The following is a 10,481-nucleotide window of genomic DNA, read 5'->3' as shown; positions in this document are numbered from 1 at the left end:
CGATCTTCGCTTCCTGCACCAAGCCTGTCACGATCAGAACCGGTCGCGGATCATGCCGATCCGCGGCGCGGTCGCCCCTAGCCCCCAGAATCACATTCCGACCCCTACCACCTTGCTGTTCGTGGCCTTCAAATTTCGGTACCGCGCCAGCGCCCAAAGCGGGAAGAACTTTGAATAGCCATGATAACGCAGATAGAACACACGCGGAAAGCCTGTAGCCGTGTAGCGCTGCTCGTCCCACAGTCCTTTTTTGGTCTGTGTGCTTTTTAGGTACTCAATCCCGCGCGCCACGGCGGCGCTATCGACTTCACCCGCAGCCATAAGTGCAAGCAAAGCCCATGCCGTTTGGGAACTGGTGGAGGGTGCAGCCTCGTAACCCCGATAATCCAACCGGTAGCTGACGGCGTCTTCGCCCCAGCCGCCGTCCGCATTCTGAATCGATTCGAGCCAGGCTACAGCCTTGCGCATCATCGGGTCCTGATGATCGATGCCGGCCGCGTTGAGGGCGCACAGCACCGACCAGGTGCCGTAAACGTAATTCATGCCCCAGCGGCCGTACCAGGAGCCTTCGGCGAGTTGGGTCTTGCGCAGGTAATCGACGCCGCGCGCCAGAGCCTGGCTGCTCGCGACAGTCTCACCGAGTTGCGCCAGCATCGACACGCAACGTGCGGTCACATCCTCGGTCGGCGGATCGAGCAGCGCGCCGTGGTCCGAGAACGGGATGTTGTTCAAATAATACTCGGTGTTGTTCACGTCGAAGGCAGCCCAGCCGCCGTCGTCGCTCTGCATCCCCTCGATCCACTCACGGCCGCGGGCGATCGCGGTGTCGTAAGCCGGGTTGGGCTTCGCCCGCCGGGCCCGGTCGAGCGCCATGACGACGACCGGCGGTGTCGTCGAGGTCGGGATATATGGGCGTTGTTGTATTGGAACGCCCAGCCGCCGGGGCGGACGCCCGGGGCCTTCACCGCCCAGTCGCCCTCGAGGTCGAGAACCTGTCTGGGCAGCAGCCAGTCGAGGCCCTGCTGCACCGGCTCGGTGACCTCGGGGCCGCCGGCCTCGATCATGGCGTGTGCGGTCAGCGCCGTGTCCCAGACCGGGGATACGCAGGGTTGGCAATAGGCCTCGTCCTCACCGATCACCAGCAGCTTGTCGATGCCGCGCCGGGTGATGGCGCGCGGAGGATGATCGTCGCCATAGCCGAGCACCTTGTACATCATCACGGTGTTGGCCATCGGCGGATAGATCGCGCCGAGCCCGTCCTCGCCGTTGAGCCGTTCCTCGACCCAGGCGACGGCGCGTCCGATGGCGTGCTGGCGCAGCCTGTTCGGGATCAGCGGCTCGATCACCCGCAGCACCTTGTCGATCGAGCCGAACAGCGTGAACAGACCCCAGCTCTGGTGCGGCGCCTTGGCGGGCATACCGATCGACTGCGGATCCTGCAGGAACAGCTCGTCGAGGCCGACGCCGAGCCGATTGACGGCGCGCGGCTTGAGCGCCGCCAGCACCATCAGCGGCACGATCGTGGCCCGCGCCCAGTAGGAAATCTTGTTGAGGTGGAACGGCGACCACATCGGCAGCAGCATGATCTCGACCGGCAGCACCGGAACGCTGCGCCAGGTCAGGATGCCGAACATCGACAGCAGGAAGCGAGTGAACACGTTGACGTGGATCGCGCCGCCGCGCGCCAGCACCGCTTCGCGCGCGCGGACCATGTGCGGCGCGTCGATGCTGTCGCCGATCATCTTCAGCGCGAAATAGGCCTTCACGGTCGCGCTGATGTCGAACTCGCCGTCATGCACCAGCGGCCAGCCGCCATGGGCGCCCTGGGTCCGGCGCAGATAGACGGCCATCTTGGCTTCGAGCGCGGGCATCGACCGGCTCGCCGAGGTAATGCCGCAGCAGGACGTATTCGGCCGGGATGGTGCAGTCGGCTTCGAGCTCGAACACCCAATGCCCGTCGTCCTGGCGAAAGCCGAGCAGCGCGCTGCGGGCCGCGTCGATCGAGGCATCGAGCGCGTCGCCGCGCCCCGCTCCGGATGTGAAAATGCCGGAATCCATCGTTTTCGCTATGTCTCCGTCTAGGTGTCGCGGCGTCGGCCGCCGAGCGCCAGCACCAGCTCGGCTGCCCGATTGCCGGATCTGACCGAGCCCTCGATCGTCGCCGGCAACCCCGTATCAGTCCAGTCGCCTGCGAGGAACAGGTTTTTGCACTGCGTGACAGGCCCTGGGCGCAGGGCATTCTGCTCGGGCGTCGCCTCGAAGGTGGCACGGCGCTCGCGGACGATCTGCCAGGCCGGCAACTCGGCCTGAATGCCTGCCACCTGGCAGACCTCGGCCCAGATCTGGGCGGCGAGCTGCTCGCGGGGGGCCTCGACCAGCCGGTCGGCATTGCTGATGGTCACCGACAGCCGGTTCGGGAAGGCGAACAACCACTCCACCACTCCGCCGATCACCCCGGTCAGCGCCGGCATGCCGGTCGGCGGGACGTGGGCAAAGTGTGCGTTCACGATGGCCCGATATTTCTGCGGCGACTTCAGCCCGGGCAGCAGCGTCGCTGCCGGGCGCGGCGGCACCGCCAAAACGACGGCGTCGTTGGGCCCGAGTTCCAAAGTGGACCCACCGCCGAAATCGAGGCCGACGACCCAATCGTTCGACCAGCTGAGCGCCCGCAGCTCGTGGCCGAACCGGACGCCCCGGCTTTCCTGGTTCAGGAATGCCACCGCCGGCTCGACCAGCACGGCCGACAACCCGTCGCGGGCGATCAGGGGACGACAGGCCTGGCCGCCGGCCAGCAGCGTCTCCCGCACGATGGCGCCGGCCAGACCCGCCGAGCCTTCGGGCGGATCGACGTTGAGTGCGGCCAGCAGCAGCGGCTGCACCAGACGATCGTACAGTGCCCCCTTGCACGGGATGGTGTCGCCGATCAGCCGGGTGGTCGGCGCCCACAGCAGGGGCGCGAGCGCGAGATAATCACTGATCGCGGTGTCCGGCACGCGACGGTTGGAGTCGAACAGCCAAAACGGCAGCCGGCCGCTGCCGAGATCGAGCTTCCAGCGCGCGTTCGACTTGACGTCCATGAAATTGAATTCGGCGCGCGACGGACCAACCAGGCCCGCCTCGGTGCCGATCGCGCGCGCGTAGTCGCGCGCCGCGTGATTGCCCGACAGCAACAGATGGTTGCCGTTATCGATGACGAGGCCGGTCTGCGCATCGAAATACGAGCGGCAGCGGCCGCCGGCCTGCTGCATGGCCTCGTGCACCTGCACCGACCAGCCGGCGCGTACCAGCCTGGTCGCGGCGGCGAGACCGGAAATTCCAGCACCGATGACGTGAGCGGTCCGGGTCATCACACGATCGCGTATTGCAGCAGGATGGCAATCTTCGACGCCTTGCCGAGCTTGACCGGCGCCCGCGGCGGCGCGAAGCCCCGCGCGATCAAGAGTTGCAGGATCGAAAAGTAGTACTTGCCCATGATCCGCGGCGCCTTCACCAGCCGGCGCGGATTGCGGTTCATCACCGCATCGGCTTTTTCGAAATGCGCCAGCGCGCGCGCGACCAGCGGCGCGCAGACCTGCGGCACGGCGCGGTCTTCGGCGACCAACAAAGGATCGGTGCTGGTGATACCAGCCGCGACGAGCAGCTCGCGCGGCAGATACAGCCTGCCGATGCCGGCGTCTTCGTCGATGTCGCGCAGGATATTGGTGAGCTGCAGCGCGCGGCCGAGATGATGCGCGAGCTCGATGCCTTCGGCTTCCGGCAGACCGAAGATCCGCACCGACAGCCGTCCCACCGCGCTGGCGACGCGATCGCAATACAGATCGAGCGTGGCTTCGTCCGGCGCACGGATGTTGGCGACGACGTCCATCTCCATGCCATCGATGATGGCGATGAAGTCTTCGCGCTTCAGCCCGAACGTTTGCACCGACTCCAAGTAGTCCGCCAGCCGCGGCGGCGGTGACCCGCGATACAGCGCGTCGATGTCGTCGCGCCAGCGCTGCAGCGCCGCCTGGCGCACGTCGCGCTCGCCGTCGGAATCCGCAATGTCGTCGACATAGCGGCAGAAGCTGTAGACCTGGAACATCGCCTCGCGCTGCTGACGCGGCAGGATGCGCATCGCGGCGTAGAATGAGCTGCCCAGGGCCACGCCTTCATGCGCGACCGGCTCCGTCGAGGTGTGGATCGTCATGCGCGCGGCGCCGGTTTCGACACCGGCCCCTTTCCGAAAGCACGGCGGCCGATCTCGGCGCCCATCGCGCCGAGCCCGGCGGCGAGAAATTCGAACTTGCTGAGATGCACACGCTCCGACAGAGGATCGCGCAGCTGAAGCATCTTCACGATGCGCTCGGCATAGGCCTGGATCACCGCGACCTCGATACCGAGGCGATGATCGCGCACTTCGGCGGCGAGACAGGCACCATCGCCGAGCAGCGTCTCGGTGCGTACCGCGAGCGCGCGCAGGCAGCGCAGCAACGCCGGCGACGAATGCGCCTGTCCGAGATCTTCGGCCGGCGCACCGGCGGCGGCGAGTTCGTCACGCGGCAGGTAGACGCGATTGAGGTCGCGATAGTCCTTGCCGCAATCCTGCAGGTGATTGTTGATCTGCAGCGCCGCGCACAGCGCATCCGAGGCAGCCCAGGTCGCGGTGCTCTCGCCGTGGACGTCGAGCATGAAGCGACCGACCGGCATCGCCGAATAACGACAGTAGTGGATGACTTCGTCCCAGTTCTCGTAGCGCAGCTTGTTCACGTCCATGCGGAATGCGATCAGCACGTCCAGCGCGTGGCGCGGTGACATGCCGCGCTCGGCCAGCGCGCGGCGCAGCTCGACCGCTTCGGCCTGAGTGTCGCCCTGCCCCAGCAGCTCGGCCTCCATCAGGTCGAGGTAACGCAGCTTGCTGTCGGCATCGAGCATCGCGTGGTCGGCGATGTCGTCGGCCGTGCGCACGAAATTATAGAACGCCAGGATCAGGGCCCGATGGCGCGGATGGATGATCCAGGAAGCGACCGGGAAATTTTCGTCCCGGTGGGTCTTGCCCGATCGCAGCTCGCTCGCGGTCGTCATCGGCACGGACTGAAAGCCTGGTTCAAATGCCCGGTTGAGGGCGGAACAAAAAAGCAACGCCCTCCCCGGTAGACCGGGCAGGGTCGTGTGCGCGCCATATAAGGGATTTTTGCCGGCTAAACCAACGTTATTGACGGGCCACTGCCCCGCCTGCGGTTCAGCCTGCCGTCCCGCCAGGCAGCCGGCTCGGCCGGCCGGCCCAGCGGGCCGCCATCACTGGCCGTGATTGACCAGGACCTGATTGCAGGACTTGGACAGCTTCGCACGGTTTTGCTGCAGGCAGCTCAAGATCACCAGATCGCTCTGATCCATCACGGTGCGGCAGAACCGGCTCACATCGCGTGAGCACGCCTTTTGTTCGGCTTCGGTGCCGCTGCGCTGCTGTTGCTGGGCATTGGCAGTGGAAACCGCGGCGAGCAGCAGAGCGAACGCAACCATCGTCTTTTGCATTGTCTTCCTTGTCAGGCTTGAGCTGGAGCCGCGATCGGCGATCACGGACGATTACGGCGACACGGACGGCGGCGCAATCGCGGGTGGGTTGAGTTCACTTGTGCCCGTGCAAATGCGGCCAAATTTACGATGGTCACATGCGGAAACATCTCACCTTCACGCGATTCGCAGCCCGTGGTGACGATTCGTCAACCGTCGTTGCAGTTTGGCGACAGCTGCGCCGGGACGTCGCAGTTTCGGCGATCAGGCAAAGAGCCAAACCAAGCCGGCGTTTGCACATCGCAGGGGGCGATACTATTTGATTTGAACCGCGCATTGCGCGAAGACACTAACGAAACGACGCGGCGGGGCTGTCCTACACGCCGGGATTCAGGGGTTTGCCAGAATGAGTCTGCTTGGTTTCACAACATCCTCCGTCCGCACGCTCGCGGCCGCCGGTTTCGGCGCGGCAATGTTGATGTCGGCGCCAGCCTTTGCCGAAGGACCGTTCGCAGGATTTGAAGGATCGTGGTCCGGCACTGGCACCGTCGCACTGTCCGACGGCTCGAAGGAACGCATCCGCTGCCGTGCCAGCTATCAGGTGAGCGGCGGCGGCAACTCGCTGCGTCAGACGCTGCGCTGCGCGTCCGACAGCTACAAGTTCGATCTCTCCGCCGACGTCGCTTCGAACGGCGATCGCATCTCCGGCAATTGGAGCGAAGCGAGCCGCAACATCAACGGCAGCCTGCAGGGCACCGCCGGCGGCGGCCACATCGAAGTGTTCGTCGAAGCCGCCGGCTTCGCGGCGAACATCTCGCTGACCACCCGCGGCAACAAGCAGTCGGTGGCGATCAGCTCCAAGGGCGACATCCGCGGCGTCAACATCAGCATGACCCGCGGCTGAACAGCGCTCGTCTGTGAACTGAAAAACCCTCGGGCCAGCCGGTCCGAGGGTTTTTTGCGTCGCGAACTGCTCGCTAGAGCAACAGCTGCATGCCAAGCAGCGTGACCATGGATGGTTGCTCGGAGCGTCTTGAAGTAGCGGTAAAAAGCAGCGCCCGCATTGACATTACAACTTCAGGGCGCAGAAATGACTGACCCCGGGAGCATGTCTTGCGACAGAGGCCGACCCGGGGTGTACGTCGCGGAATATAGAGAGCCGCGCTTTAACGGCAAGTTAATTCTTGAGAAATGTACTTATAAATGAATCTCTAGAACACACGCTCTCACGCGACCGTCTGGAGAAGTATCTACAAGCGGCGAACCAGGATCTGGACGCCGCTATCGGCCTTTACGAGAGGAACACCCGGCTGTCAGAGGCGTTCTATACTCCCCTCCAATGCCTGGAAATCTGTCTTCGCAATTGCATCCATTCTGCTATGGCGAATGAATACGGGGACGAATGGTTCCAGTCAGGGGCGCCCCTAAGTCCCGATTCGAAACGAATGATCTTCGATGCACGGGACACGCTCGTCAAAGATCGAAAGCCAGTCATTCCGGGGCAGATGCTCGCGGAGTTGAAGTTCGCATTTTGGGTAGGCCTCCTCGGCCCGCACTACGACTCGACGATCTGGCGGAAGGCTCTCTACAAGGCATTTCTCGCGCGCGGGGGAAGGCCACGCAGGGAAGTACACAGTCGCCTGAATGCGATCAGGCGACTACGAAATCGCATCGCGCATCACGAACCAATCTTTCAAAAGAACAATCTCGAACAGGCGCACGACGAGATCATCGAGGCGATCAGTTGGATGTGCCGAAATACGGCTTCATGGGCGCAGTACCATAGCCGCTTCGCCGTCGTGTTTGCGGCCGATTGAGCGGCTCGCTTCGGCCTTCCGAATGCAGCGGAGCGACGTTGGCGCGGCTCAGAGCACCCGCTGCTCGCCTCCGCGTAGCCGCTGCGCGGTCGAGATCAGCCACATCGCGGTCGGGCGCAGGATGAACAGGTCGGCGATCAGCGCGGCCACCATGGCGAAGGCGCTGAGCCAGCCGAACAGCCGCAGCGACGGCAGGTCCGAGAACACCGTGACTCCGAGGCCGCAGGCCAGCACCACGGTGGTGAGGATCAGCGCCGGGCCGACCAGCACCGTGGCACGCTCTACGGCCATGCCGGCGCTGACGCCGGGCGGCGCCTCGAGCCGCAGGCGGTTGAGGAAGTGGATCGTGGCGGACAGGCCGAGGCCGAACGACACCGTCAGGGCCACCACGCTGGCGAATTGCAGCCCCTCGCCCATCGCCCACAGCACGGTGCCGGACAGCACCACCGGGAAAATGCCCGGCAGGATACAGGCCAGCATCACCACCACCGAACGGAAGGCCAGGCCGATGAAGATCGCCACCAGGGCGAATTCGATGGTGAGGCCGTGGTTGAGCTTGGAGATCATGTCGGCACTGTTACGCGCCGCGATCGCCGACAGCCCGGTGACCGCGATCTCGTAGCCGGGATTGACGGCGCGCACGGCGCCGAGCGCGTGATCGAGCTTCTGCACCACCGGCAGGATCTGGCTGGAATCGAGATCGGGCACGCGGCCCGACACCACCACCGCGTCCTGATTGGCCGAGATGAAGCGTCGCACCAACGTCTTCGGCAGCAGGTCGACGTATTCCTTCAGCGTCGCGACATCGGTCGAATGCGCCTTCTCGGCGAGCCAGCGGCGCAGCGTCTCCAGCGACCAGACGTTGCCGACGCCGGCCTGCTTCTCAACCATGCTGTGCACGTCGGCGATGACCTTGAGCGTCTCCGGCGAATACAGCGACTGGCCCTTGGGGAATTCGATCAGCACGTCGATCGGATTGGCGCCGGTCAGCTTGGCGTCGAGCCGGTCGCTGGCCTGCACCGCCTGCTGCTTGTCGGGGACCTGATCGGCGAGCCGATAGCGCGGCTCGAGATTGGCGTAGATGACGCCGAGGCCGACGACGATCAAGAGCGCGATGATGCTGAACAGGCCGGGCCGGCCGACCATCCGCACCGCGATGAAGGCGCAAAATCGCCGCAGCGCGTTGACGCCCAAATCGGCGCTCTGAAACTTGGCGGCGAAGGTCTGCTCGTGGCGCACCAGGAGCACGCCGAACACCGGCACCAGCGACAGCACAGCGAGCAGCGCGATGATGGTGGCGACGAGACCAGCCTCGCCGAACGCGCGGATCAGGTCCGAACTGGAGAACTGCAGGGCGATGAAGGAAATGCCGGCCGTGGCGTGAGTCAGCACGCAGGCCGGGCCGACCACCAGCACGGCATTCCTGAACGCGGTGTACTTGTCCTCGCCGGCGATGAGCCGGTCTCGTGCCGCGAAGGTGAGCTGCATCGAGTCCGAGAAGCTGATCACCATGATCAGCGGCGTCATGACGTTGAGGAACATGTTCAGGCTGAAGCCCGACCAGCCGAGCACGCCGAGCGCCAGCAGGATCGCCAGCAGCGGCGGGAACGCCGCCACCACCATGAAGGAGATCTTGCGGAAGAACAGGATGGCGATGACGCAGCCGGCCAGGATGCCGGCAATGTTGTAGATCAGCCCGTCGCGCTCGACCGCGTTGCGGATTTCGAGCTGCATCACCGGCACGCCGGACAGCTCGCGCGTCAGCCCCGATCCTTCGAGGTCGTCGCTCATCACCTTACGGGCTTCGCCGATGGTCTTGGTCAGCCGGGCATTGTCTGAGACCACGGCGGGATCGAGCGACATCACGATCAGCGCCAGCGTTCCGTCGTCGGACAACAACTTGCCGCGAATGATCTCGTTCGACTTCACCGTCTGGATGAACTGATCGTAGGCCTGCCCTTCCGGGAGTTCGTTCGGAAACAGCGCCGCCGGCAGCTTGCCGGGCTCGGGTGCCTGGCGCGCCGAGAACAGCGAGATCAGCCCGCGCACGCCATCGATCAGCTGCAGATCGGTGACGGTGTCGCGCAACTTCTCGAGATTATCGCGCGCCAGCAGGTTCTTGCCCTCGACCACCAGCAGCACGTCGAATTCGGTGGAGGGAAACTGCTTGGTGACCTGCTCGTACTGCTTGTACTCCGGCGTCTCGGAGCGGAACAGCTGGCTGAGCGAATCGTCGATCTTGATGCGCTGGATGCCGAACACCGCGCCGACGACCATCACCAGCAGGATCAGGCAGGACAGGATCGGCGCGCGTAGCGGGATGAGGCCAAGTCGCTCGATGCCGAAGGCGATGCTGAGCCGCCGGCGCTTCAATTCGGCGACCTCGGCGTCGTTGACGTTCTTATCCAGCATTCGCTTTCCGTTCTGTCGGTCGCCCGGTGTAGCGGCACTTCGCGGCGCGAATGCGCCAGCTCAGGATGAGCGCTGAACCAGAGGAATATGGCATCTTTGTACCGTGCGGACCGTGACAGGTCCATTGAGCCGCCGCGGGCACAGCGGCGGGCGCGAATCCAACAGATTCGCACCCGTTTCGCGAGCGCGGACAGCAGAATCGCTGCCGGCGTCTCCCGCGGGACACGCCCGGCTCGTCACTCCGCCGGCACTGAGGCCTGCTGCAGCCGCAGCGAATAGTTGGACGCCACCGCCTGACCGCTGGAAGCTTCGCGGGCGTACACGATGAGGTGATGCGCCACCACCATCGAGGTCAGCAGACCTTCGATGTCACCCCGCGCCAGCAGCGGCAGAGCAAACCTCCAGAACGCCAGCTTGTAGTCGCTACGGAAGCCGATCTGCCAGATGATGTTACGCAGCATGATCAGGCCGCGCTTGATGTTGGCCTTGGAGGCACGTTGCGGGGTCGCCGGCAGCTTGAGGCGGTTCACGAAGGTGTTGCGGATCTGGTAGTCGTAGCGCGCCAGCACCGCCTCCGGCTCGTAGGCACGGGCCATGCAGTCCTTCCACATCGCCACGACCTGATCGTAGGGCAGCAGGAAGTCGACGTTGGAATCGCGGCCGTCATCGTGGATCAGTCGCCCTTCGCGTTCCAGCCGGTCCCACAGCGGCGTCTTCGGCAGCGCCTGCAGTAGATTGATGGTCAGCAGCGGGATCTGCGAC

Annotated in this window: 8 protein-coding genes and 1 pseudogene; 2 read left to right on the top strand and 7 right to left on the bottom strand. The window is 64.7% G+C overall.

The annotated features are described in order from the left end of the window. Positions 1 to 90 precede the first annotated feature (90 nt). The 5 genes and pseudogenes from shc to I5M_RS26425 all read right to left on the bottom strand — a co-directional run bounded on the left by shc (position 91) and on the right by I5M_RS26425 (position 5,511). Positions 91 to 2,058, bottom strand: a pseudogene (gene shc / locus I5M_RS30670) (squalene--hopene cyclase). Between the two features lie 20 nt (positions 2,059 to 2,078). Then, positions 2,079 to 3,347: a hydroxysqualene dehydroxylase HpnE gene (gene hpnE, locus I5M_RS26440; protein ID WP_022724146.1), complete on the bottom strand. Its 1,269-nt coding sequence runs from the start codon at positions 3,345 to 3,347 to the stop codon at positions 2,079 to 2,081. Further along, entirely contained in the window at positions 3,347 to 4,186 is an 840-nt protein-coding gene (hpnD, locus tag I5M_RS26435; protein ID WP_022724145.1) for a presqualene diphosphate synthase HpnD, read from the bottom strand. Before hpnD ends, hpnE begins: the two co-directional genes overlap by 1 nt. Further along, on the bottom strand, positions 4,183 to 5,061 hold the full coding sequence (hpnC, locus tag I5M_RS26430) for a squalene synthase HpnC (protein ID WP_022724144.1): 879 nt from the start codon (positions 5,059 to 5,061) through the stop codon (positions 4,183 to 4,185). The genes hpnD and hpnC overlap by 4 nt, the downstream gene beginning before the upstream one ends. 213 nt (positions 5,062 to 5,274) lie before the next feature. Then, complete coding sequence (locus I5M_RS26425; protein ID WP_022724143.1) at positions 5,275 to 5,511, bottom strand: hypothetical protein; 237 nt, start codon at positions 5,509 to 5,511, stop codon at positions 5,275 to 5,277. Between the two features lie 385 nt (positions 5,512 to 5,896). On the opposite strand from I5M_RS26425, the gene I5M_RS26420 reads away from it, so the two are divergent. Beyond that, on the top strand, positions 5,897 to 6,394 hold the full coding sequence (locus I5M_RS26420; RefSeq protein ID WP_022724142.1) for a hypothetical protein: 498 nt from the start codon (positions 5,897 to 5,899) through the stop codon (positions 6,392 to 6,394). Positions 6,395 to 6,935: 541 nt separating this feature from the next. Continuing rightward, positions 6,936 to 7,307 carry a hypothetical protein gene (locus I5M_RS34500; protein WP_376738703.1) on the top strand — a complete coding sequence of 124 codons (372 nt, stop codon included), beginning with the start codon at positions 6,936 to 6,938 and terminating at the stop codon, positions 7,305 to 7,307. A 48-nt stretch (positions 7,308 to 7,355) separates the two neighbouring features. Here I5M_RS34500 and I5M_RS26410 read toward each other — a convergent pair whose 3' ends face one another. Continuing rightward, positions 7,356 to 9,719: an RND family transporter gene (locus tag I5M_RS26410; RefSeq protein ID WP_022724140.1), complete on the bottom strand. Its 2,364-nt coding sequence runs from the start codon at positions 9,717 to 9,719 to the stop codon at positions 7,356 to 7,358. A gap of 236 nt (positions 9,720 to 9,955) precedes the next feature. Further along, positions 9,956 to 10,481: DUF4070 domain-containing protein (locus tag I5M_RS26405; RefSeq protein ID WP_022724139.1), on the bottom strand; the 526-nt coding region annotated here is incomplete at its 5' end.

The organism is Rhodopseudomonas sp. B29 (assembly GCF_000333455.1).
In the GTDB taxonomy this organism is placed as follows: Bacteria; Pseudomonadota; Alphaproteobacteria; order Rhizobiales; family Xanthobacteraceae; genus Rhodopseudomonas.
The sequence above is the reverse complement of the archived record's forward strand: the minus strand, read 5'-3'. Positions and strand labels throughout refer to the sequence as shown.